General features: G+C 68.6%; 19 protein-coding genes and 1 pseudogene. 10 read left to right on the forward strand and 10 right to left on the reverse strand.

Translation table 11 applies throughout. The features are described 5' to 3' along the window. Positions 1-18 precede the first annotated feature (18 nt). The 3 genes from CYJ26_RS08085 to tsaD all read left to right on the forward strand — a co-directional run bounded on the left by CYJ26_RS08085 (position 19) and on the right by tsaD (position 3,967). Complete coding sequence (locus CYJ26_RS08085) at positions 19-2,019, forward strand: fumarate reductase/succinate dehydrogenase flavoprotein subunit (RefSeq protein WP_048684224.1); 2,001 nt, start codon at positions 19-21, stop codon at positions 2,017-2,019. Next, positions 2,016-2,789, forward strand: a complete 774-nt coding sequence (locus tag CYJ26_RS08090; RefSeq protein ID WP_006548430.1) for a succinate dehydrogenase/fumarate reductase iron-sulfur subunit — start codon at positions 2,016-2,018, stop codon at positions 2,787-2,789. Before CYJ26_RS08085 ends, CYJ26_RS08090 begins: the two co-directional genes overlap by 4 nt. Before the next feature lie 131 nt (positions 2,790-2,920). Continuing rightward, positions 2,921-3,967, forward strand: coding sequence for a tRNA (adenosine(37)-N6)-threonylcarbamoyltransferase complex transferase subunit TsaD (tsaD, locus tag CYJ26_RS08095; RefSeq protein WP_034236238.1), 1,047 nt, complete (start codon positions 2,921-2,923; stop codon positions 3,965-3,967). Positions 3,968-4,033: 66 nt separating this feature from the next. Here the strand turns inward: tsaD and CYJ26_RS08100 are convergent. Together CYJ26_RS08100 and CYJ26_RS08105 are read right to left on the reverse strand one after the other, a co-directional pair. Further along, positions 4,034-5,279: pseudogene (locus CYJ26_RS08100) on the reverse strand (glutamate--cysteine ligase). Positions 5,280-5,364: 85 nt separating this feature from the next. After that, positions 5,365-6,693 carry a class I SAM-dependent methyltransferase gene (locus tag CYJ26_RS08105; RefSeq protein WP_101638258.1) on the reverse strand — a complete coding sequence of 443 codons (1,329 nt, stop codon included), beginning with the start codon at positions 6,691-6,693 and terminating at the stop codon, positions 5,365-5,367. A 229-nt stretch (positions 6,694-6,922) separates the two neighbouring features. On the opposite strand from CYJ26_RS08105, the gene groES reads away from it, so the two are divergent. Beyond that, complete coding sequence (groES, locus tag CYJ26_RS08110; protein WP_006548435.1) at positions 6,923-7,219, forward strand: co-chaperone GroES; 297 nt, start codon at positions 6,923-6,925, stop codon at positions 7,217-7,219. Positions 7,220-7,416: 197 nt separating this feature from the next. Here groES and CYJ26_RS08115 read toward each other — a convergent pair whose 3' ends face one another. Next, positions 7,417-7,701 carry a WhiB family transcriptional regulator gene (locus CYJ26_RS08115; RefSeq protein WP_101638248.1) on the reverse strand — a complete coding sequence of 95 codons (285 nt, stop codon included), beginning with the start codon at positions 7,699-7,701 and terminating at the stop codon, positions 7,417-7,419. A 212-nt stretch (positions 7,702-7,913) separates the two neighbouring features. Between CYJ26_RS08115 and guaB the strand changes: the two genes are divergently transcribed. Next, positions 7,914-9,443, forward strand: coding sequence for an IMP dehydrogenase (gene guaB, locus CYJ26_RS08120; RefSeq protein WP_180950874.1), 1,530 nt, complete (start codon positions 7,914-7,916; stop codon positions 9,441-9,443). A 102-nt stretch (positions 9,444-9,545) separates the two neighbouring features. Here guaB and CYJ26_RS08125 read toward each other — a convergent pair whose 3' ends face one another. Continuing rightward, positions 9,546-10,295, reverse strand: a complete 750-nt coding sequence (locus CYJ26_RS08125; RefSeq protein ID WP_006548438.1) for an exonuclease domain-containing protein — start codon at positions 10,293-10,295, stop codon at positions 9,546-9,548. A 73-nt stretch (positions 10,296-10,368) separates the two neighbouring features. On the opposite strand from CYJ26_RS08125, the gene CYJ26_RS08130 reads away from it, so the two are divergent. Both CYJ26_RS08130 and CYJ26_RS08135 read left to right on the forward strand, forming a co-directional pair. Beyond that, entirely contained in the window at positions 10,369-11,493 is a 1,125-nt protein-coding gene (locus CYJ26_RS08130) for a GuaB3 family IMP dehydrogenase-related protein (RefSeq protein ID WP_101638249.1), read from the forward strand. Positions 11,494-11,673: 180 nt separating this feature from the next. Next, entirely contained in the window at positions 11,674-11,940 is a 267-nt protein-coding gene (locus tag CYJ26_RS08135) for an HPr family phosphocarrier protein (RefSeq protein ID WP_006548440.1), read from the forward strand. A gap of 1,105 nt (positions 11,941-13,045) precedes the next feature. Here the strand turns inward: CYJ26_RS08135 and CYJ26_RS08140 are convergent. Beyond that, positions 13,046-13,918 carry a GRP family sugar transporter gene (locus tag CYJ26_RS08140; protein ID WP_101638250.1) on the reverse strand — a complete coding sequence of 291 codons (873 nt, stop codon included), beginning with the start codon at positions 13,916-13,918 and terminating at the stop codon, positions 13,046-13,048. A 125-nt stretch (positions 13,919-14,043) separates the two neighbouring features. Here CYJ26_RS08140 and CYJ26_RS08145 point away from each other — a divergent pair, with 125 nt between their 5' ends. Further along, entirely contained in the window at positions 14,044-14,613 is a 570-nt protein-coding gene (locus CYJ26_RS08145) for a ribonuclease H family protein (RefSeq protein ID WP_006548442.1), read from the forward strand. Positions 14,614-14,708: 95 nt separating this feature from the next. Here CYJ26_RS08145 and CYJ26_RS08150 read toward each other — a convergent pair whose 3' ends face one another. From CYJ26_RS08150 to CYJ26_RS08160, 3 genes are all read right to left on the reverse strand, one after another. Beyond that, complete coding sequence (locus CYJ26_RS08150) at positions 14,709-15,893, reverse strand: acetate/propionate family kinase (RefSeq protein ID WP_034235786.1); 1,185 nt, start codon at positions 15,891-15,893, stop codon at positions 14,709-14,711. A 102-nt stretch (positions 15,894-15,995) separates the two neighbouring features. Further along, positions 15,996-18,050, reverse strand: a complete 2,055-nt coding sequence (pta, locus tag CYJ26_RS08155) for a phosphate acetyltransferase (protein ID WP_101638251.1) — start codon at positions 18,048-18,050, stop codon at positions 15,996-15,998. Positions 18,051-18,272: 222 nt separating this feature from the next. Beyond that, entirely contained in the window at positions 18,273-19,298 is a 1,026-nt protein-coding gene (locus CYJ26_RS08160) for a LacI family DNA-binding transcriptional regulator (protein WP_006548445.1), read from the reverse strand. Between the two features lie 134 nt (positions 19,299-19,432). On the opposite strand from CYJ26_RS08160, the gene CYJ26_RS08165 reads away from it, so the two are divergent. Together CYJ26_RS08165 and CYJ26_RS08170 are read left to right on the forward strand one after the other, a co-directional pair. After that, on the forward strand, positions 19,433-22,387 hold the full coding sequence (locus CYJ26_RS08165) for a glycoside hydrolase family 2 TIM barrel-domain containing protein (RefSeq protein ID WP_161800707.1): 2,955 nt from the start codon (positions 19,433-19,435) through the stop codon (positions 22,385-22,387). After that, positions 22,371-22,817 (forward strand): NanQ anomerase/TabA/YiaL family protein, encoded by a 447-nt coding sequence (locus CYJ26_RS08170; RefSeq protein ID WP_006548448.1) that lies wholly within the window; start codon positions 22,371-22,373, stop codon positions 22,815-22,817. Before CYJ26_RS08165 ends, CYJ26_RS08170 begins: the two co-directional genes overlap by 17 nt. Before the next feature lie 103 nt (positions 22,818-22,920). On the opposite strand, the gene CYJ26_RS08175 is transcribed toward CYJ26_RS08170, so the two are convergent. Continuing rightward, positions 22,921-24,549 (reverse strand): MGH1-like glycoside hydrolase domain-containing protein, encoded by a 1,629-nt coding sequence (locus tag CYJ26_RS08175; protein ID WP_006548449.1) that lies wholly within the window; start codon positions 24,547-24,549, stop codon positions 22,921-22,923. Between the two features lie 3 nt (positions 24,550-24,552). Continuing rightward, positions 24,553-25,416, reverse strand: coding sequence for a carbohydrate ABC transporter permease (locus CYJ26_RS08180; protein WP_006548450.1), 864 nt, complete (start codon positions 25,414-25,416; stop codon positions 24,553-24,555). Positions 25,417-25,419: the final 3 nt, after the last annotated feature.

The following is a 25,419-nucleotide window of genomic DNA, read 5'->3' on the forward strand; positions in this document are numbered from 1 at the left end:
ATCGAGAGCGAGTGAATGATGACTGAACTCATCGAGGGCCTCTACACCGAGGGCGAGAAGATCGCCGATACCAAGGCGCCCCACGACGTCCCGATCGCCAAGCGCTGGGAGCAGCGCAAGTTCAACGCCAAGCTGGTCAACCCCGCCAACCGCCGCAAGCTCGACATCATCGTCGTCGGCTCCGGCCTGGCTGGTGGCGCTGCTGCGGCGTCGCTGGGCGAGCAGGGCTACAACGTCAAGTGCTTCTTCTACCAGGACTCCGCCCGCCGCGCGCACTCCATCGCGGCCCAGGGTGGTATCAACGCGGCGAAGAACTACCGCAACGACGGCGACTCGATCTACCGCCTCTTCTATGACACGGTCAAGGGCGGTGACTACCGGGCGCGTGAGGACAACGTCTACCGCCTGGCCGAGGTCAGCGCCAACATCATCGACCAGTGCGTGGCCCAGGGCGTTCCCTTCGCCCGTGAGTACGGCGGTCTGCTGGACAACCGCTCCTTCGGTGGCGTGCAGGTCTCGCGTACCTTCTACGCCCGTGGCCAGACGGGTCAGCAGCTGCTGATCGGCGCCTACCAGGCCCTGGAGCGCCAGGTGCGCGCCGGCACGGTCAAGGAGTTCCGCCGCCACGAGATGGTCGAGCTCATCATCGTGGACGGCAAGGCCAAGGGCATCATCGCCCGTGACATGGTCACCGGCGAGATTGAGACCCACCTGGCGGACGCCGTCGTGCTGTGCACCGGTGGCTACGGCAACGTCTTCTTCCTGTCCACCAACGCCATGGGCTGCAACGCGACCGCCATCTGGCGTGCACACCGCAAGGGCGCCTACTTCGCCAACCCCTGCTACACGCAGATCCACCCCACCTGCATCCCGCAGTCTGGTGACTTCCAGTCCAAGCTCACCCTCATGAGTGAGTCCCTGCGTAACGACGGACGCATCTGGGTGCCGAAGAAGGCAGAGGACTGCAAGAAGGACCCGAAGGACATCCCCGAGGAGGATCGCGACTACTACCTGGAGCGCATCTACCCGGCCTTCGGAAACCTGGTCCCGCGTGACATCGCCTCCCGTCAGGCCAAGAACATGTGCGACGAGGGTCGCGGCGTGGGCCCGGCCATCAAGGAGAAGGCGCCCGACGGCACCGAGCGCATGGTCTCGCGCGGTGTCTACCTCGACTTCTCCGAGGCCATCGAGCGCCTGGGCAAGGAGCAGGTCAGCGCCAAGTACGGCAACCTGTTCGAGATGTACCAGCGCATCACCGGTGACGACCCCTACGAGACGCCGATGCGCATCTACCCGGCCGTCCACTACACGATGGGTGGTCTGTGGGTCGACTACGACCTGGAGTCCAACATCCCGGGCCTGTACGTGGCTGGTGAGGCGAACTTCTCCGACCACGGAGCCAACCGCCTGGGTGCCTCGGCGCTCATGCAGGGTCTGGCGGACGGCTACTTCGTCCTGCCGGACACGATGAACGACTACCTGGCGGACATGCTCCGTGAGGGCAAGGTCGACCCCAACGCCCCGGAGATCGAGGAAGCCCGCAAGAGCGTCGAGGAGCGGATCTCCCGGCTCATGGCGCTGCGCGGCACCCGGTCCGTCGATGACTTCCACATGGCGCTGGGACGCATCATGTGGGAGTACTGCGGCATGGAGCGTCGCGACGAGGGTCTGCGTGAGGCCATCAAGCAGATCCGTGAGCTGAAGGAGGAGTTCTGGCGCGACGCCCGTATCACGGGCGAGGCGATGGAGCTCAACCAGACGCTGGAGAAGGCTGGCCGCCTGCTCGACTTCTTCGAGCTGGCCGAGCTGATGTGCATCGACGCGCTGCACCGCCGTGAGTCCTGCGGTGGTCACTTCCGCGCCGAGTCCCAGACTCCTGAGGGCGAGGCCCTGCGCCACGACGATGAGTTCCTGTACGTGGCCGCGTGGGAGTGGGGCGGCGAGAACCAGCCCCCGATCCTCCACAAGGAGGACCTCATCTACAAGGACATCGAGCTCAAGCAGCGGAGTTACAAGTGAACATCAAGCTCAAGATCTGGCGTCAGAAGAACCAGAACACCGAGGGGCACTTCGAGGAGTACTCCATGTCGGGTATCGAGGAGCACATGAGCTTCCTCGAGGTCCTCGACCTGCTCAACGAGCAGCTGTTCCAGGAGGGCAAGGAGCCCGTCGCCTTCGACTCGGACTGCCGTGAGGGCATCTGCGGTCAGTGTGGTGTGGTCATCAACGGACAGGCCCACGGGCCGATCCGCTCCACCACCTGCCAGCTGCACATGCGTCACCTGGCCGAGGACCCCTCCTTCAAGGACGGCGACACCATCACGATCGAGCCCTGGCGCTCGGCGGGCTTCCCGATCCTCAAGGACCTGGTGGTCGACCGTTCCGCCCTGGACCGCATTGTCCAGGCCGGCGGCTACATCTCGGTCAACACCGGTGCGGCCCCCGAGGCCCACTCGGTGCCGGTCCAGAAGGAGAAGGCTGACGCTGCCTTCGAGGCTGCGGCCTGCATCGGCTGCGGTGCCTGCGTGGCGGCCTGCCCGAACGCCTCGGCCATGCTGTTCACCGGTGCGAAGATCTCCCACCTGGGTCTGCTCCCGCAGGGTCAGCCCGAGCGTCTGTCCCGTGTGGTCTCGATGCTCAACCAGCACGACGCCGAGGGCTTCGGTGGTTGCACGAACATCGGTGAGTGCGCGGCCGTGTGCCCCAAGTCGGTGCCGCTGGAGGTCATCTCGCGTCTGAACCGCGACCTCGGCCACGCGCTGTGGAAGGGCCAGCACGCTCACGTGTGAGCCTGGCCAGGCGGGCCCCAGGCCCGCCTGACGGATCTGAGACGGCGGGGCCGTCACCCTCACGAGGTGACGACCCCGCCGTCGTGCTCGGGGTATCCGGGCTGATGGGCGTAGGGACTAGGCTGGCGGGCGTGAGCGAACCTCTGATCCTGGGAATCGAGTCCACCTGCGACGAGACTGGCGTGGCGCTAGTGCGAGGCCGCGAGCTGCTGGGGGACGTCGTGGCGACGTCGATGGATGAGTACGCCCGCTTCGGCGGGATCATCCCCGAGATCGCCTCCCGGGCCCACCTGCAGTCCTTTGTCCCCACGCTGGACGCCGCCCTGACCAAGGCGGACGTGGACCTGTCTGAGGTCGACGCCATCGCCGTATGCGCCGGCCCTGGCCTCATCGGCTCCCTCACCGTGGGCATCTCTGCTGCCAAGGCGCTGGCTGCCTCGCTGGGCAAGCCGATCTACGGCGTCAACCACGTCATCGGTCACCTGGCCGTCGACGAGCTGGTCGACGGCGCCCTGCCTGAGCGGGCTATCGGGCTCATTGTCTCCGGCGGTCACTCCAACATCGTCTCCATCCGCGACATCGCCACCAACGTGCGTGAGCTCGGCGGCACCCTGGACGACGCCGCAGGTGAGGCCTTTGACAAGGTGGGCCGTCTTCTCGGTCTGCCCTACCCCGGTGGCCCCCACGTCGACCGCCTGTCCCAGGAAGGGGACCGCGAGGCCATCCGTTTCCCCCGAGGGCTGGCCGCCGGCAAGGACAAGGAGCGCCACCGCTACGACTTCTCCTTCTCCGGCCTCAAGACTGCCGTGGCCCGTTACGTGGAGTCCCTGGAGGATGATGGCCAGGAGGTGCCTAAGGCGGACGTGTGCGCTGCCTTCTCCGAGGCGGTCAATGACTCCCTGACTGGCAAGGCCGTCCAGGCCTGCCTGGACGAGGGCGTGGACACCCTGGTCATCGGCGGTGGGTTCTCCGCCAACTCCCGGGTTCGCTCGCTGGCGGCCGAGCGTTGCGAGGCGGCTGGGATCACGCTGCGTCTGCCCCCGCTGCGCTACTGCACGGATAACGGTGCCCAGATCGCGGCGCTGGGCAGCGCGGCCGTGCGCGCCGGCGTGGAGCCCAGCCCCATGGACTTCGCTCCTGACTCCGGGATGCCCCTGGACACCATCATCGCCCTCTGACCCGGAGCAGCTCCAGCCGGCAGGGCTGGCGGAGCCGGCCAACGGCCTGCGGGCCGACGCCGTGCCTCAGGCGCTGGCGAAACGATGGCGGTGAGAGGCCGGCAGGGTGGAGGGGTGGATCGTCGAGGCCGTGGAGAGGACCTCGGTGGGGCTCAGGGGCCTGCCCGCCCGCACCTCGGCCTGCATGAGCTTGACGGCCGCCTGGTTGGCGCCGCCGGCAGCGCTGACCGCGGCGAGCTGACGCTGGTAGGAGGCTCCGGCGTCGAGCGTGGTTTGGATCGCTACGAGCTCACGGACGCACCCCAGTTCCTCGGCCACTGGCATGAGCTGCTCGACCATCTGGGCCACGGTGTCGCTGACCAGCTCCTCCTCGCCGTCGGAGCCGGTGATGAGGATGGCGTCCATGCCGTAGCGCGCTGAGCGCCACTTGTTCTCATCGACGTACCAGTCAGGCATGGCGTCGAGCTCTTCACCCCTGTCCAGCGCGCGGGAGAAGCTCTCGACCAGGCACTGGGTGAGCGCCGCGATGCTGGCGAGCTCAGTGAGGTTGGTGGCGGCGTCGCAGGCGCGTACCTCGATGGTGCCGAGCCTGGGGGGGGGAGGGGCGCACGTCCCAGCGCACTTCGCTGAACTCCTCGATGACGCCGGTGTGGATCATGTCCCCGGCGTAGGCCTCCAGATCCGCCCAGATATCAAGCTGGTGCGGGGCACCTGCGGTGGGCAGCTGCTGGAACATCATCGCCCGGTTGTCCGCGTACCCGGTGGCCTCCCCGGCCCAGAAGGGAGACGAGGCGCTCAGGCACTGCAGGTGCGCGGTCCGGGTCAGCAGCGCCTTGAGGATGGGCAGGGCCTTGTCCCGGTCCTCCAGGCCCACGTGGACGTGAGTGCCGAAGATGAGCATCTGGTGACCCCACAGGCGGGTGCGGTCCACGAGCCGGGAGTAGCGCTCGGCGTCGGTGACTCGCTGGACCAGGGGGTCAGCGAAGGGGTGGGTGCCGGCACTGACCAGGTCCACGCGCAGCGGGTCGACCACCGGCAGCAGACGGTCGTAGGCGAAGGCAATGTCTTCGACGCACTCGGCGATGGTGTGACGGGCTCCCGAGACCAGCTCGATGGTGTTGAGCATCATCTCGCCGTGGATATTCGGGTCCTGGCCGACGGCGCCCAGGATCTCGGCGGCGCACTGGCACAGGTCGAGGGAGTCCCGGTCCAGGAGCTGAAGCTCCCACTCAATACCGACGCCGGAGCGCGGTGAGGAGGCAAAAGACAGCTCCTGGCGGTGGTGATGGCGGAAGCGTGGTGCCGTGGTCATGGTGCGCCCTTCGTCAGGAAGGGTGCCAGAAGAAGTCCGACCCGCCGCGGCGGAACCGGGCCTGTCTAGGCCGTCCGCGGTCAGTCTAGGCCTGCGCTGCGTCCGCCTGCTCCAGCTGCTCGACCACCAGGACCACGCCCTTGGGGCCCGAGGCCTTGCCGCGGCCACGCCCCGGCATCGAGCCTAGCCGTGTCAGTACCCAGGTCTCGCCGTGGGGACCCTTGGGACGCAGTGAGGCGCGCAGGGCGTCGGGGGAGACCTCAACGCCGCGGCGGTGGATCTCCAGTCGCCCGATCTCCTTTGTGCGCATCCGCGCCTTGAGGGCCTTGAGGTGCAGGGGCAAGACCTCCCGGATACGCCAGCTACGCAGGAAGGGACGCAGATGCTCGGGAGCGGGAGCCGAGCCCGTGAGGTAGGCGATGCGTGGAGCCAGGGGCCGCGCCCCCAGCTGCTCGGCGATGAAGGCAACCAGCCCCGCACGGATGGCTGCGCCGTCGGGCTCGTGCAGCAGGGGAGCCAGGTCATCAGCTCCGGCCACGGCATCGGTCTGGACGGGAGCGGTCGAGGGGTCCACACAGCCCGGGTCGGCCAGGACGTGGGCGGTGGGGCCGCCTGGGCGGTGCGGGTCCTCGGTGAGGACGAGGGCGGAGCGGCCAGGGCCCTCGGGGGCCAAGGGGCCGCACCAGATCCCCGCCTCGACGACTTCTCCGCCCACGCTGACCCACTGCACGTGGGAGTCGGCCGGCAGGGCCGCGTGCTCGATGCCGGGAGCGACCTTGATGCCCAGGGCCTCGACCTGGTCGCGCAGCGCCAGGACCTGGCTGAGCCGAGGAGACCACTGCTCGGGGTCGGTCAGGCGCCAGCCACCGGCCCTCCTGGCGGGATCAGCGAAGACGGCGTCGACGCCGTGGGCGGCCAGGTCCACCTCCAGCGCGTCAGCGCACAGGACCTCGGCGTGGGAGAAGGCCATGAGATTGACCGTGGCCAGTGCCGCTGTCGCCTCATCGCGCTCGACGGCGAGAACCGGCAGGTCCAGGCCGGCCAGTGCCACGGCGTCCCCACCGATGCCGCAGCCCAGGTCCGCCACGCGGCTCACTCCTGCCTTGGCGTAGCGGGCAGCGTGGTGGGCGGACACGGCCAGGCGCGTGGCCTGCTCCAGGCCGTCTGGGGTAAAGAGCATCTGGGAGGCGAAGGGGCCGAACTTGGCCGTGGCGCGCTCGCGCAGGCGCTGCTGGGTCAGGGCTGCTGAGACCAGCTGCGGGCTGTGGCCGGCCTCGCGCAGCTCCTCGCCCAGGCGCAGGGCGGAGTCAGGGTCGTAAGGAGGCAGTGAGGACAGCAGCTGCCAGCCCTGCGGGGTGAGCAACGGGGCGAGGGCGGCGGCGTCGGGCGCGGCGGAGCGGGAGGAAGAAGCCATCGTCACGATGATCGCACGCCGATGGCGAACCAGGGCCCTCCCTTTGGCACTCGCGTTGACTGAGTGCTAACGCCGCGCGTAGATTCTCTTCTGGACGCGGGGCCGGCGAAGGCTCCGCGGCACGCGCCCTCGGCGCTGGCGGACCGACCCCCGCGACGGCGGCCCGGCAAGTCAGGACGCGGACCACAACACCATCCGTACGCTGAACAAGCGAGAAGGGGAGGACACCATGTCGATCTCCATCAAGCCGCTCGAGGACCGCATCGTCGTCCAGACGCTCGAGGCCGAGCAGACCACCGCCTCCGGCCTGGTCATCCCGGACACTGCCAAGGAGAAGCCGCAGGAGGGCAAGGTCGTGGCCGTGGGCCCCGGCCGCGTCGACGACTCCGGCAAGCGCATCCCGGTGGACGTCGCGGAGGGCGACGTCGTCATCTACTCCAAGTACGGCGGTACCGAGGTCAAGTACGCCGGTGAGGACTACCTCATCCTCTCGGCGCGCGACGTGCTCGCCGTCGTCACCAAGTGACGTCACGCTGACCGCCCTGGTGCGGCCACAGGTGGGGGAAGGAGCTACGGTTCCTTTCCCCATCGTCGTGTCTGGACGGGTGACAGCGTGGCCCTGGGGGGGGGGCGGTCATCGCGTGCCTTGGGCGCCGTGGCGTGCGAGTAGGCGGGTGGCCAGCGGGCTCCAGACACCCAGAACCGAACGGGCGCGGTGGGGTGTTACGGCAGCCGGCGTCCGGCCAGGACCTGCCGGCGCTCCTCCTCGGTCATCCCGCCCCACACGCCGTAGGGCTCGTGGGTCGCCAGAGCGTGCTCGCGGCAGCGCGCAAGTACGGGACAGGCGCGGCACACGGCCTTCGCGCCGTCGTCACGCCGACGGCGCGAGCGTCCCCGCTCTCCGTCAGGGTGGAAGAACTGGGCGGAGTCCATTCCCAGGCAGGCGCCCTGGTACTGCCACTCCCACAAAGCGGTCACGGGACCAGGCTGCCGCGACCGCTCAGGCATGGATGAGTCCCTTCTCAGTGACGACGGCGGACCCTGCCGTCACACCCGTGTCTTAGGGAACATTAGGGTGCTTTCGGGAGAACGGCAAGCATTGGTGTACCACTGAAGGGGCTGGGCGGTCTCAGTCTGCGGGATGCGGCACCTGCGGGGCACGCGCGCGTGAGCAGCCCGACGCTGGCGCGGGGTGCACGGCAGGCTCGCGGGGTCCTACCATGCACACTGTGAGCGACTCGATCACCAGCCCTGACCTGTATGCACCGACCGGACTGACCTACGACGATGTTCTCCTGCTGCCCAGGCTGACCGACGTCATCCCCTCCGAGGTCGACACGGCCTCCAGACTGACCAAGAAAATCAGCCTGTCCACCCCGCTTCTCAGCGCCGCGATGGATACCGTCACCGAGTCCGAGATGGCGATTGCCATGGCTCGCCAGGGCGGTATCGGCATCCTGCACCGCAACCTGTCCATCGAGGACCAGGCCCAGCAGGTGCGCCGGGTCAAGCGCTCAGAGTCGGGTATGGTCTCCGACCCCGTCACCGTGGGGCCGGACGCCACCATCGCCGAGCTGGACAAGCTGTGCGGCCACTACAAGGTCTCCGGCCTGCCCGTGGTTGACGAGGGCGGCAACCTGCTCGGCATCATCACCAACCGCGACCTGCGCTTCGTGCCGGCGGACACCTGGGGCACCCTGCGCGTGCGTGACTGCATGACGCCGCGCGAGCGCCTCATTACCGGACCCACGGGTATCTCTCGCGAGGACGCCAAGGCGCTCCTGGCCGAGCACCGTATCGAGAAGCTCCCACTGGTTGACGCCTCCGGGCGCCTGACCGGCCTCATCACGGTCAAGGACTTCGTCAAGACCGAGCAGTACCCTCACGCCACCAAGGACGAGGAAGGGCGCCTCGTGGTCGGCGCCGCCGTCGGCTACTGGGGTGACACCTGGGACCGCGCCGGCGCGCTGGCGGATGCCGGGGTGGACGTGCTCGTGGTGGACACCGCGAACGGTGGTGCCAAGCTCGCTCTGGAGATGATCTCGCGTCTGAAGAAGGACTCTGCCTTTGCCGGCGTGCAGATCATCGGCGGCAACGTCGCGACCCGCGAGGGTGCGCAGGCGCTTATCGACGCCGGTGTTGACGCGGTCAAGGTCGGTGTGGGCCCGGGCTCGATCTGCACCACCCGCGTGGTGGCGGGCGTGGGCGTGCCGCAGGTGACCGCCGTCTACGAGGCAGCGCGCGCCTGCACCCCGGCCGGTGTGCCGCTTATCGCCGACGGCGGTCTGCAGTACTCCGGTGACATCGCCAAGGCCATGGTCGCCGGTGCTGACACCGTCATGCTCGGCTCTCTCCTGGCCGGCTGCACCGAGTCCCCCGGTGACCTCGTCTTCGTCAACGGCAAGCAGTGGAAGCGTTACCGCGGCATGGGCTCGCTCGGTGCCATGAGCTCTCGCGGCCGCAAGTCCTACTCCAAGGACCGCTACTTCCAGGCTGATGTCTCGGGTGACGACAAGATCGTTCCCGAGGGCATCGAGGGCCAGGTGCCCTACTCCGGCTCCCTGGCCGACGTCGTCTACCAGCTGGTTGGTGGCCTGCACCAGTCGATGTTCTACGTGGGTGCACGCACCATCCCCGAGCTCAAGGAGAACGGTCAGTTCGTGCGGATCACGGCTGCGGGTCTGAAGGAGTCCCACCCCCACGACATCCAGATGACCGTCGAGGCGCCCAACTACGCTGGCCGCAGCTGAGGCGCGATTGCTAGCGCAGGTCTGACCTGGCGCAAGCCTCGCCTGACGCAGGCCCGGCACTGGCACCAGGTGGTGCAGGTGCCGGGCCTGCGCTTTGGATGCTCAGGATTCTGAGGCCAGGGGCCAGGAGGGATCGACGTCAGCCGGACGGCCCTGCCGGCGTAGCCAGTCGTTGAAGGACTGCGCCCACGCGCGGTGGCTGGAGGCCTGGAAGGACTGCAGCTGGCTCAGGCTCATCTGGGCAAGCTCAGGGTAGGCGTGGGCCAGGGCCTCCAGGACGTCGAGGGTGGCTGCGACGTCGACCTCGGCGGTGTGGAGAGCCTCATCGACCTGGACGCCGTAGACCTGGCACATGGCGTCCAGACGACGCTTGCCCTTGCGGAACCGGTCCACGGCCCGGTCTAGCACCAGGGGGTCCAGGACAGGAGCGAGGGGACCACCCAGGCGCTCGCGCAAGGTGGCCAGCCCATGGCGCGCCAGCTCGTGCTCCATGAGCGTGAGGTCAAAGGAAGCGTTGAAGGCCACGACCGGCGTCCCCGCACCCATGGCCTGAGCCAGGCGTTGGGCCACCTCCTCCAGGACCTGCGGGGCAGGGCGCCCCTCAGCCTGGGCCCGCTCGGTGGAGATGCCGTGGACAGCGCTGGCGCCGGGCGGAATCGGCACCCCGGGATCGGCCAGCCAGGTCACGACCTCCTGACGACGTGTACCCTCGCCATGGCGAGGGCCGCGCATGACCAGGGCGGCGGTGACGAGCCGGTCCTGGCTCGGGTCGACGCCGGTGGTCTCGGTATCGAAGCCCAGGAAGGGGCCATCGGTCCAGCTTGGGGCGGTGTGCTGCTCGCTCATGACCATGAGTGTGCCACCAGGGTCTGACGCAAACTCACCCCCAGGGCGGTTGGCCTGCTCGGTGGCCTACCATCCGTCTATGAGCGCAGAGGTCGAGATCGGGCGTTCCAAGCGCGCCCGCCAGGCATACTCCTTCGACGACATCGCCCTCGTCCCCGCGCGGCGGACCCGGGACACCCGAGACGTGCGTGTGGGCTGGCAGGTCGATGCCTACCACGTCGACATGCCGGTGGTGGCCGCGCCCATGGACTCGGTGATGAGCCCGGACACCGCCATCATGGTGGGGCGTCTGGGCGGCATTGGCGTGCTCGACCTGGAAGGGCTGTGGACCCGGTACGAGGATCCCGAGCCCGCCCTGGCGCGTATTCGTCAGGCGGCGCCGGAGCAGGCCACCCGCGTCCTCCAGGAGGTCTACCGGGCGCCTGTGCGCCCTGAGCTCATTCGCGAACGTCTGGCTCACATTCGCAAGGCCGGTGTGGTGGTGGCCGGCCGGCTCAGTCCTGCCCAGACCCTGCGTCACTGGCGTACCGTCGTCGAGGCCGGGGTGGATCTGTTCGTCATCCGCGGCTCGGTGGTCTCGGCCGAGCACGTGTCAGGCAATGCTGAGCCCCTCAACCTCAAGCGCTTCATCTACGAGCTCGACGTACCGGTGATCGTCGGCGGGGTGACTACCTACACTGCGGCGCTCCACCTCATGCGCACTGGCGCTGCGGCCGTCCTGGTGGGCCAGGGCGGCGGTGCCTCCTCCTCGATCCGCCAGGTTCTGGGCCTCCACATGCCCATGGCGACGGCGGTGGCTGACGTGGCAGCGGCGCGGCGCGACTACCTTGACGAGTCTGGGGGACGCTACGTCCACGTCATCGCCGACGGCTCGGTGGGTAACTCCGGGGACGTGGTCAAGGCCATCGCCTGCGGTGCAGACGCCGTCATGCTCGGCGCCGCGCTGGCACGCGCCCAGGAGGCCCCGGGCGGTGGGTACCACTGGGGTGCGGAGGCGCGCCATGACGCCCTTCCTCGTGGCTACCGCTCCTACGTCGGCACCGCGGGCACGATGGAGGAGATCCTGTGCGGGCCCTCGGACCGGGCGGACGGCACGCTCAACATCGTCGGGGCGCTGCGCCGGACCCTGGCCACCACGGGCTACGCCGATGTCAAGGAGCTTCAGCGCGTCGAGGTTGTCCTGGCCCCCTACGACCCGAGCTGAGCCGCGTCCCTCGCTGGCGGCAGGTGTGGGCGTCCTGACGTGGCTCAGCGCGCCCAATCGGTGCCATGTTGCAGGCGAGTCGGGTAGTGTCTTGGTCAACGTCAGCGTCCCCGCTGATGACCGCAGTTGTTGTCGGGACCGCCACCCAGCAGATCCCTGACCGTTTAGAAGGAGTCACCTATGGCACAGGTTACTGCCACCATCGCCTCCAAGGTTGGGCTGCACGCCCGTCCCGCCGCTACCTTCGTCAAGGCCGTTGCCGACTCTGGTGTCAAGGTCACCATCGCCAAGGAGGGTGGCGCTCCTGTGGACGCCGCCTCCATCCTCGGTGTGATGACGCTGGGCGCCGCTCACGGCGACGTGGTTGTCCTGGAGTCCTCCGACGCTGACGCCGACAAGGCTCTGGCCGACCTCAAGGCCCTCCTGGAGACCGACCTGGACGCCTGATCCGCCTGTTTCATTTCACGCTGCAGGGGCGCTCCCATGACGGGAGCGCCCCTGCAGCGTGTCTGGGACCTGCTGGAGACGGCGCGGGGCAGATTGCGTTTCCTGCGCTGAGCTTGTGCTGGAGTGGTGGGTGAGAGCCGGGTTGTGGGCTCGGTGTGGCTGCCTAGGGGCGTCGGTTGAGGCCCTGAACCGTCGGATTGGTCATGGTGCGCTTCCTGGATACGTCGGTTTAGGTGCTGAACAGTCGGTTCGGGTGTGGCGGGGATGGGGTTCGACTGTTCAGGGCCTGAAGCGACGGAGACGCGACGGAGACGCGACGGAGATACGGTGGCGTGCGGGCCGGGGCGGGTGGCGTGCGGGGACGGTGCGATGGGCTTTTGGTGCGTGCTTTGGTGAATGTGACGGTCTCTAGGGGAGTGCTAGGGCACGTACCAATGGCGTATGCACGCACTCATCGGGGGTGGCACGTACCAACGGGACTGGGACCCGGAGCGGGAGTACGCAGCTATGGGTGGAGGCACGCATGCATCACTGGAAGTACGCCGATATCGGGGAGTACGCGCTTCAATGGGGCTGGGGCTCGGCTGGGGGAGCGCGCAGCTATGGGTGAAAGCACGTCCGCATTGGGGAGACACGTACTAACAGGGCTGGCGCCTGGGTAGAGAAGTACGCCACGACGGCTCAAGCATGCGGCCGGCGGGTGGAAGCCCGCCACTACGGCAGAAAGGCGCACGCATCGGGGGATGTGCGTTCGAGTGGGGGTGGTGGGTTTGATGGCTGCGTCGGTTGAGGCCCTGAACCGTCAGTTTGGGGCTGGCGTGTGGCCTAGGAGCGTCGGTTTAGGCGCTTAACAGTCGGTTCGGGTGTGGCGGGGATGGGGATCGACTGTTCAGGGCCTAAAGCGACAGGGGAGTGCCAGGGCGCGCAGCTATGGGTAGAGGCACGCACTCATCAGGGGAAGCACGTCCCAACGGGGGCACTCTCAGAACCTGCTGTGCCCCGAGCCGAGAGTCAGGGCCTACTCCTCCTCAAAGGCACCATCCGTCCCGTGACCCAGGAGACCGCGGGCGCGCCTGGGCCTGGCTAAGACAGGCGCACCCGGCACCTAGCGTGAGGAGGCCAGGGCGAGCAGGATGATGCCGACCACGGCAAGGGTGATGCCAAGCGCGGTGGTGAGGGCCTCCCGCCGGGTCCGGGTCTCCCCAAGCAGGATGATGCCGCCCACCGAGGAGATGACGAAGGCGAGCTGAGACAGCGCGAGTGAGGTGGCCACACCGACCGTCGAGGTCGACAGCAGCAAGATGACGTTGCCAACGGCCCACAGACCGCCACCGATGGCGCTGGGGGTGAAGGCCTCGCCGACAAGCGGCTCCTCGCGCGGCAGGATGACGGTGAACACCGCGGCCCCCAGCAGCAGCCCGATTCCCATGGGGCCAACGGCGTCGGAGGAGGAGACGTCCACCAGGCGCAGCATGAAGGGGTAGATGCCGTAGAGCACGGAACAGATGATCGAGCAGATCAGCCCCTCGCGGTGCTGGGCCGGGGTGGGCCCGGACCCAGCACCCTTCTCCTGCCACGAGCACGAGGCAGCGCCAGCGATGATCGCCACGAGAGCCGTCAGCCCCAGCGGCATGGCGCCAGGGGCGCGCCACTCTCCCAGCAGGATGATGCCGGCCAGGGCGTTGATGATGATCTGTCCTGAGGCGTTGAGCGGCATCGTCCGGCTCACTCCCCAGGACTGGAAGGCGCGCAGGGTGAAGACGAGCGCCGTCGCCCACAGGACACCGGACAGCACTCCCCAGAACGTGGCGTGCAGGCTCCACGCACCACCGGTCAGCGGCGCGGCGACGACGCTCACGACTCCCGCACCGGCCAGGACTGCGACGTTCTGACGGCGTGGGCGAGCAGGCCAGGCGCCCATGATGAACTGCTGGGTGCCGAACAGGAAGCAAGGAAGGAGGGCGAGGAGGAAGGCCACGGGGTGACGTTATCCTCCCAGCGACCCGCGAAGAAAACTCGTTCGACCACGCGTGATCCCGGCTCGCTGCGTCGGCTGGCGCGGTGGGACCCGGAGGGCGGCGGGGCACCGTTAGGGTGGTGCCCATGACGATTATCGCGGCGGCGGACGGATCCGCCCTGGGCAACCCCGGCCCCGCTGGCTGGGCCTGGTACGTGGACGAGTCCTGCTGGGCGGCCGGAGGCTGGCCGGAGTCCACCAACAACAGGGGCGAGCTCACCGCCGTCCTGGAGCTTCTGCGTGCCACCGCCGCAGCGGGCCTGGCCGGCGAGGAGCTGCTCATTCAGGCCGACTCCCAGTACGTCATCAACTCCCTGACGAAGTGGCGCCACGGCTGGAAGAAGCGCGGCTGGCGCAAGGCCGATGGCAAGCCGGTGCTCAACGAGGACCTCATGAAGGCTCTCGACGCTGAGCTGGCGGGCCGCCAGGTGCGCTTCGAGTGGGTCAAGGGCCACGCCGGGCACCCGGCCAACGAGCGTGCTGACGACCTGGCTCGCGGCGCTGCCACGGCCTACCAGCAGGGAGGCTCCGTCCCCTCGGGACCGGGGTGGCCCGGCGTGGCCGACGGCGGCCGCAACGGGCAGGACGGGGACCTCGCCTCCCAGTCCTCGGGCGCTGCCCCGGCCTCGCCGCAGGCCCACGACACGCTTTTCTAACCGCTGACCGCTCACGCCGGGAAGGCTGTGAGCGGTCGCGCAGACGCAACGGCCCCCGACGATGCTCGTCGGGGGCCGTTGCTGTGGGGCGCGCCTCAGATGAGGGTCAGCGCCTGACGGGCGATGGCCAGCTCCTCATTGGTCGGGTAGACCGTGACGACGACGGCGGAGTCCTCGGTGGAGATGGTCGTGGGCTCCGAGATGCGCATCGGGTCCTTGTCCGGGTCGATCTTGATCCCCAGGTAGGCCAGGCGCTCGCACAGGCCCTCGCGCACGCCCTTGTCGTTCTCGCCGATGCCAGCGGTGAAGGTCAGGGCGTCCAGGCCGCCCATGACCGCGGTGTAGGCACCGACGTACTTGGTCAGGCGGTGGAGGTAGATGTCCATGGACTCACGCGCCTGCTTGTCACCGGCGTCGATGAGCTTCCAGACCTCGCGCATGTCCGACTCGCCGGTCAGGCCCTTCATGCCGGACTCGCGGTTGAACAGGTGGTCGATCTCGTCGATGCTCATGCCGGCCACGCGGGCCAGGTGGAAGACGGCGGCCGGGTCGATGTCACCGGTGCGCCCACCCATGATGAGGCCCTCCAGCGGGGTCAGGCCCATGGAGGTCTCCACGGCCTTGCCGTTCACGACGGCGGACACGGAGGCGCCGTTGCCCAGGTGCAGGACGATCTGCTTGAGGTCGTCACGGCCCAGGCGCTCGGAGATGGCCTGGGAGACGAACTGGTGGCTGGTGCCGTGAGCACCGTAGCGGCGGATGGAGTACTTGTCCGCGATCTCGCGGTTGAGGCCGTAACGGGCCGCCTCCTCCGGCAGGTCCTGGAAGAAGGCGGTGTCGAAGACGGCCACGTGCGGGACGTCGGACAGTAGCTTGCGGGCGACCTCGATGCCCTTGAGGTGGGCGGGGTTGTGCAGCGGGCCGAGCGGCACGAGCTCCTCGATCTTGGCCACGACCTCGTCGTCGATGAGGGCGGGGCCGGAGAAGTAGCGGCCGCCCTGGACCACGCGGTGGCCCACGGCCACGATGTGGGCGTCGGCCAGGGAGGGGCCGTGCTCCTCGAACAGGCGCAGGACCTCGGCCAGGCCGTAGCCGTGGTCGGGAACGGGCTCGTCCAGCTCGATCTTCTGGCCGGCGTGCTTGTGCGTGATAGCGCCGATCGAGTCGCCGATGCGCTCGACGATGCCCGAGGCCAGCGAGTCGCCGGAGTCGGGGTCCACCAGCTGGTACTTGATGGAGGAGGAACCGGAATTGATGACGAGGACGGTACGTGTGGTCATGGGGTGCCTTTCTGTGGGCGCTCGTGACGGATAGAAGGAGCGGGCGGGCAGCACGGGGACGCTGGTACGGACCGATCGGCCCGCGGCCAGCGCCCCGATGCCTCAGCCCTGTGCCTGGACGGCGGTGATGGCGACGGTGTTGATGATGTCCTCAACCAGCGCGCCTCGTGACAGGTCGTTGACCGGCTTGTTCAGGCCCTGCAGCACCGGGCCGATCGCCACGGCGCCGGAGGAGCGCTGGACGGCCTTGTAGCCGATGTTGCCGGCTGACAGGTCCGGGAAGATGAAGACGGTGGCCTTACCTGCCACAGCCGATCCCGGCGCCTTCTTGGCGGCCACGGTCGGGTCGATCGCGGCGTCGTACTGGATCGGGCCCTCCACGGCGAGCTCGGGAGCCTTGGCTCGCACGATCTCAGTGGCCTCGCGGACCTTGTCCACGTCCGCTCCCTTGCCGGAGGTGCCGGTGGAGAAGGAGAGCATGGCCACGCGGGGCTCGACGCCGAACTGGCGAGCGGTCTCGGCCGAGGAGATGGCGATGTCGGCCAGCTCGGCGGCGGTGGGCTCGGGGTTGACGGCGCAGTCACCGTAGACCAGGACCCGGTCCTCCAGGAGCATGAGGAAGACCGAGGAGACGATCGAGGTGCCTGGCTTGGTCTTGATGATCTGGAAGGAGGGGACGATCGTGTGGGCGGTGGTGTGAGCCGCGCCCGAGACCATGCCGTCGGCGTCGCCCATATGCACCATCATCGTGCCGAAGTAGGACACGTCCTGGACCTTCTCGCGCGCCTGTTCCAGGGTCACGCCCTTCTTGGCACGCAGGCGGGCGAACTCGGCGGCGTACTTCTCCAGCAGCTCAGGGTCGGAGGTGGAGACCACACGGGCGGCGACGATGTCCAGGCCCAGCTCGGTGGCGCGGGTGCGCACCGTCTCCTCCTCGCCCAGCAGGACGACGTCGGAGATGCCGCGGCGCAGGATGGCGTCAGCGGCGTGGAGGATACGGTCGTCGTCAGGCTCAGGCAGGACGATCGTGCGGCGGTCGGCACGGGCCCGCTCAACCAGCTCTGCCTGGAACATGATCGGCGTGACCACGTCAGAGGGCTCAACCTCCAGGGCGCTGAGCAGCGCCTCCAGGTCCGCCTCCTGCTCGAAGGTGGTCACGGCGACGTCGATCTTGCGGTCTGAGGCGTGGGCCAGGCTGCCAGTGACGGCGCCGGCGACCTTGGCGGCCTCGAAGGTGTCCAGGGCGGTGGTCAGTACTGGGATCGGCTGGTCCAGTCCCTTGAGCAGCTGCAGGACGTAGGGGGCCGGCTCGAAGCCGCCGTTGAGGACCAGGGCCGCCAGGTTCGGGAAGCCGGAGGCGGCGTTGGCGGCGGCCAGGGAGATGAGAACGGCCGAGCGGTCAGCCGGGGTGATGACGACCTGCCCCTCGACCAGGCGCTCCAGCAGGTGCGAGACGTCCATGGCCCCCACGAGCAGGGACTCGGCTTCGCGGTCCAGCAGGGCGTCGTCGCCGGCGATGAGGTTGGCGTCCAGGGCGGTGGCGATCTCACGCAGCGTGGGAGCGGTGAGGAAGGGGACGGCCGGCAGGGTCGTCGTCGTGACGCCGGGGACCTCGGCGATGGCGCTGGCCACCTCCTGGCGGGTCCCGGGCTGGCAGCGGTTGGCCAGCACCGCCACCGTGCGGGCGTGGTTCTCGGCGATCTCGGCGATGGAGACCTCCGCGGAGGAACGCACGTCAGCGGCGCTCTGGTCTCCAGAGACCACCAGCAGCACCGGGGCGCCGATGTTGGCGGCCACGCGGGCGTTGAGGGAGAGCTCGGGGGTGCCGGCGACGTCGTCGAAGTCAGAGCCGTCGATGATGACGACGTCGTGCTCGCGCGCCATGGCCCGGTAGGAGTCGACGATGCGGGTGAGGGCTTCCTCAGGGTCGGCGCGGAACTCGTCCCAGGTCACGCCCACGCAGGCGGCCGGGGAGGCGCTCGATCCTGAGCGGGACAGCAGCAGGCCCAGGACTGGGTCCTGCTCGCGGGTGGCCACGAAGGGGCGGAACACGCCCACCTTCGCGACGACCTTGGTCAGAGAGGCGATGAGGCCAAGGGCCACGGTCGTCTTGCCGGTTCCGGCACTGGGTGAGGCGATGTAGATACTGCGCGCCACGTTGATGCGTTCCTTCTGTGGGTCTCGGGGTCGAGCCGAGCAGGTCGGTATGGCCGATCCCGCCCACCATTGATTGTGCCTCGAAGGAGGCGTACGAGGTAAGCGCATGGTGGTCAACGGGCGAAGGTCACTGTGTGGCGGACAGCACAGCGAGGGGGTGGGTCGGTTGCTGGGCGGCAGCCAGCCCGGCTGCCGGGGGCTGGAGGAGCGGCGAGGCCGGGCTCAGGCCGACTCGCGCCTGACCAGGCTCATCTCCAGCACGATGTCTCGGGCTGGGGCGCCGTCGGCCATCTCCAGGGCCAGGGTGGCTGCCTGGCGGCCCTGCTCGACCAGCGGCTGGTGGACGGTGGTGAGCGTGGGGGTGGTCTCGGTCGCGATCCGGTGATCGTCGAAGCCGATGACGCTGATGTCCTCAGGTAGCCGTCTGCCGTGGCGCTGGAGGGCGGCCAGGGCTCCTGCCGCGATGCGGTCCGAGGCGGCGAGCACGCCGTCGATATGCGGGTCGCCCTGCAGCAGGGTCTCCATACGCTCCAGGCCGGAGACGACGTCCCAGGCTCCGTAGCTCACGGAGACCGGTGGGCAGACCGGATCAAGGATCTCCCGGTAGCCCATCACGCGGTCCACGGCTGCGGGATTGTCCTCGGGGCCGGACAGGACGGCGATCCGGCGTCGCCCGCAGGACAGGAGGTGGTGGGCCGCCATCCGGGCGCCGACGACGTCGTCAGCGTAGACGTGGGCCATGGCTGAGGTGCGCTCCCGGGCACCGGGCTGTCCGCACAGGACGGTCGGCAGGGCAGCCTCCTCCAGGCTGGACAGCAGCTCCTGGCCGATGTAGGGCGTCAGCGCGATGACGGCGTCGGCGTTGCCCTGGGCCAGTCGCCGCCGGGCGCGGGCCTGCTCGAAGCTGGTGGCGGCCTGCAGCAGGAACGGGGCGGTGGTGGTCTCGGCCAGCCCCTCGTGGATGCCGCGCACCACCATCGCGTAGGTAGGGTCGGCGAACATCTCGTCCAGGGGCTCGGTGAAGACGATGGCGATCGCCTCCGCCCTGCCCAGGGCCAGCGCCCTGGCCTGCGGGTTCATGACGTAGCCCACCTGCTCGGCCGCCGCGCGGACTCGCTCCTTGGTGTCCTCGGTGACCTTGGGGGACCCGTTGAGAGCGCGTGAGACGGTGGCCTTGGACATCCCGATGAGGTCGGCGACGTCCTGGAGAGTCGCGGCGGTGCGTCGGCTGGCGGTGCGTCGGGTCATGACTGGTTCTCCGGGCAGAGGTGGAACGGTGCGGCAAGTACGGGAAAGAGGAAGGTGCTATGCTCGTGTAACCGGTTGTATTCAATGAGGAAGGACAACGTATGCCGTGCCAGCGTGATTGGGAGAATCCTCGTGTGACGCACAGGCATCGTCTGCCGCCTCGAGCCGACTTCCAGGCCTTCGCGCCGTGGGAGGAGGCGGTAGCGGGCGCAGGACGTCGCAGCGAGCGCGTGCTCAGTCTCAATGGTCAATGGCGTTTCCACCTCCTCGACAGTCCTCTGCGCGTGACTGACCAACTCACCTCCTGCCTGCAGGAGGAGTGGGGGAGCGTCGAGGTGCCCCACATGTGGCAGCTCGACGGCTTCGGGAAGCTGCAGTACACCGACGAGGGCTTTCCCTTCCCGGTCGACCCGCCCCACGTGCCCAGTGACAATCCAACGGGAGTCTACCAACGCCTCTTTACCTACGAGCCCGAGCAGGCCGGTGAGCAGGTGCTCCTGCACCTGGGTGGTGTGGAGAGCTACGTCGAGGTCTACCTCAACGGCTCTTACGTCGGGATGAGCAAGGGCTCGCGCCTGGCGGCCGAGTTCGACCTCACCGGGCTCGTGACGCTGGGACCGAACCTGGTGGTGCTCTGCGTGGCACAGTTCAGCGACGGCACCTACCTGGAGGACCAGGACATGTGGTGGGCCAGCGGCGTCTTCCGCGACGTGTGGGTGGAGCGCCGCCCGCCGGCCCGCCTGGAGGACTTCACCGTCACCACGCACCTGGTCCGTGAGCGCGCCCAGGTGGACGTGGCCTGCTGGACCCAGGGCGCAGCGCGGGTGGAGTGCGAGATCTGGGACCACGGGACCCTTCTGGCGCAGGGATGGTGCACGAGCGAGGGCAGCGTGCGCCTGTGCGTGGACGCACCACGCACCTGGTCCCCGGAGGACCCCTACCTCTACGACCTGCGCCTGCGGGTGTGGGACGGGCAGACCCAGACCGAGGTGGTCCCCTATCGCCTGGGGCTGCGCGAGATCACGATCCGTGACGGCCTGATGTACCTCAACGGCCGCTACTTCATGATGCACGGTGTCAACCGCCACGACTTCGACCCGCGTCGGGGCCGTGCCGTGAGCGCTGAGCGCATCCGGGCGGACCTGGAGCTGATGAAGCGGCACAACATCAACGCCGTGAGGACCTCGCACTATCCCAACGACCCGCGCTTCTACGAGATGTGCGACGAGCTGGGTCTGATGGTGATGGCAGAGAACGACCTGGAGACTCACGGCTTCGCGCTGTGCGGGGACCTGGAGCGGCTCACTGACGATCCCGGGTGGCAGCCCGCCTTCGTTGACCGCATCGAGCGGCACGTCGTCGCCCAGCGTAACCACGCCTCGATCCTCATCTGGAGCCTGGGCAACGAGTCCGGGGACGGCTGCAATATCGCTGCAATGTACGAGCGGGCCAAGGCCCTGGACCCCAGCCGCCCGGTCCACTACGAGGAGGATCGCGACGGCCGGATCGTGGACGTGGTCTCCACCATGTACTCCCGCGTCTCGCAGATGAACGACCTAGGTGAGCGGCCCTGCGGCAAGCCCCGAGTCCTGTGCGAGTACGCCCACGCCATGGGCAACGGGCCTGGAGGGCTGTCGGAGTACCAGGAGGTCTTCCGGCGCTGGCCCTCGATCCAGGGCCACTTCGTGTGGGAGTGGATCGACCACGGTGTGCTCCAGGTTGATGAGGAGGGCCGCCAGTACTACGCCTACGGCGGGGACTTCGGGGATGAGCCGAACAACGCCAACTTCTGCATCGACGGGCTGGTCTTCCCGTGGCTGGAGCCCAGCCCCGGCCTGCTGGAGTACAAGCAGGTGATCTGTCCAGTGGGCGTCGAGCTGTCAGACGGCCAGGTGCGCGTGACCAGCCGTCGCTGGTTCACGGACCTGTCGGACGTCGAGCTGGAGGTGGGACTGAGGGACGACGGCGTCCTGCTCGCCTCCCAGCGGGTGCGTCCGGGTGCGCTCCTACCGGGTGAGAGCCTCACCCTCGCCCTGAGCCCTGAGCTGGCGGCCCGCCACGCCCGAGGCGAGGCGATCCTGTCCGCCAGCGTGTGGGGCACGGCGATCGCGGGCCAGGCGCCGTGTGAGCTGGGAGTCTTCCAGCAGGTCCTCACGCCCTGGAGCCCTGCCACGCTGACAGCGTCCTCGCACGAGCCGGTGACGGTCTTGAGCCGCGGTGAGCACCTCGACGTCGAGCGTGCTGGCACGCGCCTGACCTTCGACCGCGTCAGCGGCCAGCTGTGCTCCTGGCAGGTTGACGGCATCGAGCTCCTGGCCGGGCCGCCCGAGGTCGGCCTATGGAGCCCGGTGATCGACAACCACCGCCGCGAGGCGGAGACCCTGTGGTGGCCGCGCAACCTGCACCTGATGAGCCGCAGCCTGAGGCAGATGTCCTGGCACGAGGCGGGCGACGCCGTCGTGGTGGAGTGCCGGGAACGGATCGGTACGCCCTCCTACGACATCGCGATGACCGTGGACCTGCGGTGGACCGTCCGTCCCGACGGCGGCGTCGAGCTCGCTGTCCAGGGCAGGGCCGAAGGTGACTATGACGACCTCATTCCCCGCATTGGCCTGACCTGGACGCTCAGCGAGGATCTGCGCGAGATCGAGTGGTACGGACGCGGACCAGGGGAGTCCTATCCGGACTCCTGGACCGCCAGTCCGATCGGGCTGTGGGAGTCGGATGTGGAGAGCATGCTGACCCCGTACGTCCTGCCGCAGGGTAACGGCAACCACCAGGACGTGCGCTGGGTCCAGGCACGGGCCGGAGACGGCCATGGCCTGCAGGTGCGTGCCTGCTCCAGCGACCTCCTGGCCTTCTCCGCCTGGCCGTGCACCGCGCGTGACCTGGACCAGGCGCGCCACCTCAACGACGTTCCGCGCCGCGGACCGGTCACCCTCAACGTCGATCACAAGGTGCTCGGACTGGGGTCGAACTCCTGGGGCTCGGAGGTGCTGGAGCGCTACCGGCTCCGGTTCACCGACTTCAGCTTCCGTCTCATGCTTGAGCCCGTACGAGGAGGACACACAGATGCAGCTCATCACTGACTTCGACCAGGAGCAGGTGGCCTGGGGCTCGCCCCGGGTGTGGCGTGCGATCCGCCAGGCCGTGGGCAAGGCGCCCCGGATGACGCTGTCAGTGGCCTACTCGGTGGGTGACGTGCTCACCTACGTCACTGACCGTGCCAGCGCGCTCGCGGACGAGCGCTTCGTGGCACGACGCCGGTACTGGACCGTCCTGGCGTGCTTGGAGGGCCGGGTGAAGGTTGAGGTCGCGCCGCTGGCCGACCTCCAGGTGGACCAGGCCTATCGCGATTCCACGGACCGGGAGTACCTGCGGGGCCGGGGCGCGCAGGTGGTGCTTGAACCGGGGATGGGCGTCGGCATCCCGCCTCACCAGGCGGTGCGTGTCCTGCCCGGTGAGGCCAAGGTTGTCGAGCTCCACGTCGCCGTGGAGGGCTTCGCCCTGGCTCACTGAGCGCTGGTGGCACTGCCCGCCGGCGTCACTTGAGGCCCTCATCGGTTGGTTCCCATGCTGCCAGCACGGGAACCAACCGATGAGGGCCTCAAACAAGGTGTGGTCACGCCTCCTGGGAACGCCGCATCGCGATGTCGATCGCCAGCGCGGCAGACCAGCCGAATAGCACCGTGGCGCTGTCTGCGCGTTGACCGGTGTCCGGGGTGAAGTACTCACACGGACCGGCCGAGGCGACCAGCGCCAGGAGCTCGTCCTCGATCTGTCGTGCCAGGTCGAGGTAGCCGTGGCGGCGCAGCCCCTGGCAGACGAGCCACGAGGTGTTGACCCACACCGGGCCTCTCCACATGCGTGTGCGCGAGAACGACGGGTCGTCGATGGCCACGGTAGGGATCCGGTAGCGCGTGGCGAAACGGCCTCCCTCGGTGAGGTCACGGACCAGGGCCTCGACCATGTCCTGGGGCAGCTGGGGGACGAGCAACGGCATGAGTGAGACCACGGTGGCCGGAGCCAGGTCGCGCCCGTCCTCAGCCTGGGCCGGGAACATCTTCCTGTGCGGGTCCCAGCGTGCTACGAGCTGGTCGGTCAGGCGCTGGGCGCGGGCCTCTGCCTGGTGGGCTTCCGCCTCTGCACCGTCCTCGCGCTCCCATCGGGCCACGGTGAGCTCAGAGGCGATGAGGTAGGACGCAAGGTCAGGGGAGGCCACTAGGGCGTCGTCATCAAAGACGGGGCTGTCGTCGAGCCCCGAGGAGTAGGGGTGCAGGTAGCACGGCAGGCCCTGCCTGGAGGAGTGCTCATACCACCAGCGCAGGTTGGAGCGCACCGCCTCACCCAGCTTCTGGCGCACGCCGGCGTGCCCGTGGCTGGCCAGGGCGTCGACTGCCAGGGCCAGCAGGGGTGGCTTGGTCAGTGGTACCTCCTGCCCGTCGAGACTGGGCGAGGCCAGCTCGCGCAGCCGTGCCAGGTCCGCCGGCGGAAGGTCCGCGGAGGAGGCCAGCACCCCGCCGTCGTGGGTCACGTCCGGCAGCTGACCGTCGGACCGCTGGTAGCGCACGGCGAGCTGTAGCTGCTCGGCGGCGAGCTGTGGATCGCCCCACGCCAGGCCCAGGGCGATGAAGTAGGAGTCCCACTGCCAGGCGCCGAGGTAACCGATCTTGGACGGGACGACGGCGGTGGCTGGCGCGCCGGGGGTCTCCAACACGACGGTGTTGACGCCGAGCGTCCACCAGCACTGGCGCACCATCTCCTGCCAGCGCTCGTGCGGGCGTGGGCAGCGCGCCATCCAGCTGCGGGTGCGTTCGACTACCGCGTCGCGGGCCTCAGCAAGCTCGGGTTCGGGGGCCAGGTGGGCGTTCAGACCGGGATCCGCTGGCCAGCCCCCGCCCCGTTCCAGCACGACGGCGTCGCCCGGCCTGGTGACCAGGCTCGCCTGCTCAGTGCTCACCGTGCAGCCGGCCGGCAGGTGGGTCAGGACCACACTGCCGGCGGGGGTCAGTGTGAGGCTGGCGCCATTGGACATGATGAGCTCGGCCGGGGTGACGGCGCGGACGGTCGCCGGCTCGCCGTCGTCGGCCAGGCGGATCCTGGCGGCCGTAGAGGCCTCCTCGGGGCGTTCGTAGGCCGACTCGTAGACCACGAGGTCGGCCTCGTCGCGGTAGACGAGCAGGCGTGAGCCGATCGTGGTGAAGGGGACGCTACGCAGATCGACGAGGCAGTCAAGGAAGGTGGTGTCCATCGCTCAGCGCCCTCCCAGCCCGGAGGTGGCCAGAGACTCGATGATCTGGCGCTGGCCGATGAGGAAGGCGATGAGCATCGGGATAGTGGACAGCGACGTGGCGGCCATGACGATGCCGTAGTTCATACCTCCGAACTGCCCGTTGAACTGGCTGAGCAGCAGCGGGACGGTGAACAGCTCGGTGGAGTTGAGCAGGACCAGGGGAAGCAGGAAGTTGTTCCACGCGTCCAGGGCCACGATGATGCCCAGGGCTCCCATTCCCGGCCGGATCGCCGGGAGGATGACCTTCCAGTAGATCCGCCAGCGCGAGGCGCCGTCGATCATGGCAGCCTCCTCCAGCTCACGCGGGATCGAGGCGATGAACTGGCGCATGAGGAAGACCCCGAAGGGATTGACCAGGATGGCAGGGACGATGAGGGCCAGGTGAGAGTCCACCCAGCCGATCTTGGCCATGAGGAAGTAGAAGGGCACGAGCGTGACCTGCTTGGGCACCATCTGCATCGCCAGAAAGATGCCGAAGATGACCTTGGACCCCTTGAAGGGCAGGCGGCTGAATCCGTAGGCCGCCATCGAGGTGGTCAGCAGGGTTCCGGCCACCACGAGGACGGTGATGTAGAAGGAGTTGAGGTAGGCCCGGCCAAAGGGCAAGGCGTTCCAGGCATCCGGCCAGTTGGTGAAGATCCACGGGTCGGGCAGGGCTGACAGCGGGTCGGTCAGCAGCTGGCTGAGCGGCTTGAAGGAGGTGAGCACCATCCAGATGAATGGCGCGACCATCATCAAGCCAACGGCCAGGAGGACCAGGTGCTTGAGGGGCGGTACCAGGCTGCGCAGAGCGCGACGTGGAGCTGAAGAAGCGATCGTGCTCATGAC

Origin of the sequence: Actinomyces urogenitalis, assembly GCF_002861525.1 — a bacterium.
In the GTDB taxonomy this organism is placed as follows: domain Bacteria; phylum Actinomycetota; class Actinomycetes; order Actinomycetales; family Actinomycetaceae; genus Actinomyces; species Actinomyces urogenitalis.

Excerpts from the sequence above, each read along its gene's own strand:
- CYJ26_RS08085 (WP_048684224.1), top strand. The coding sequence starts at position 19 with ATGACTGAACTCATCGAGGGCCTCTACACCGAGGGCGAGAAGATCGCC.
- CYJ26_RS08125 (WP_006548438.1), bottom strand. The coding sequence starts at position 10,295 with ATGGTCATGAGCGAGCAGCACACCGCCCCAAGCTGGACCGATGGCCCC.
- CYJ26_RS08135 (WP_006548440.1), top strand. The coding sequence starts at position 11,674 with ATGGCACAGGTTACTGCCACCATCGCCTCCAAGGTTGGGCTGCACGCC.
- CYJ26_RS08180 (WP_006548450.1), bottom strand. The coding sequence starts at position 25,416 with ATGAGCACGATCGCTTCTTCAGCTCCACGTCGCGCTCTGCGCAGCCTG.
- groES (WP_006548435.1), top strand. The coding sequence starts at position 6,923 with ATGTCGATCTCCATCAAGCCGCTCGAGGACCGCATCGTCGTCCAGACG.
- CYJ26_RS08160 (WP_006548445.1), bottom strand. The coding sequence starts at position 19,298 with ATGACCCGACGCACCGCCAGCCGACGCACCGCCGCGACTCTCCAGGAC.
- CYJ26_RS08175 (WP_006548449.1), bottom strand. The coding sequence starts at position 24,549 with ATGGACACCACCTTCCTTGACTGCCTCGTCGATCTGCGTAGCGTCCCC.
- CYJ26_RS08150 (WP_034235786.1), bottom strand. The coding sequence starts at position 15,893 with ATGACCACACGTACCGTCCTCGTCATCAATTCCGGTTCCTCCTCCATC.
- CYJ26_RS08145 (WP_006548442.1), top strand. The coding sequence starts at position 14,044 with ATGACGATTATCGCGGCGGCGGACGGATCCGCCCTGGGCAACCCCGGC.
- CYJ26_RS08105 (WP_101638258.1), bottom strand. The coding sequence starts at position 6,693 with ATGGCTTCTTCCTCCCGCTCCGCCGCGCCCGACGCCGCCGCCCTCGCC.
- CYJ26_RS08170 (WP_006548448.1), top strand. The coding sequence starts at position 22,371 with ATGCAGCTCATCACTGACTTCGACCAGGAGCAGGTGGCCTGGGGCTCG.
- CYJ26_RS08130 (WP_101638249.1), top strand. The coding sequence starts at position 10,369 with ATGAGCGCAGAGGTCGAGATCGGGCGTTCCAAGCGCGCCCGCCAGGCA.
- CYJ26_RS08115 (WP_101638248.1), bottom strand. The coding sequence starts at position 7,701 with ATGCCTGAGCGGTCGCGGCAGCCTGGTCCCGTGACCGCTTTGTGGGAG.
- guaB (WP_180950874.1), top strand. The coding sequence starts at position 7,914 with ATGCACACTGTGAGCGACTCGATCACCAGCCCTGACCTGTATGCACCG.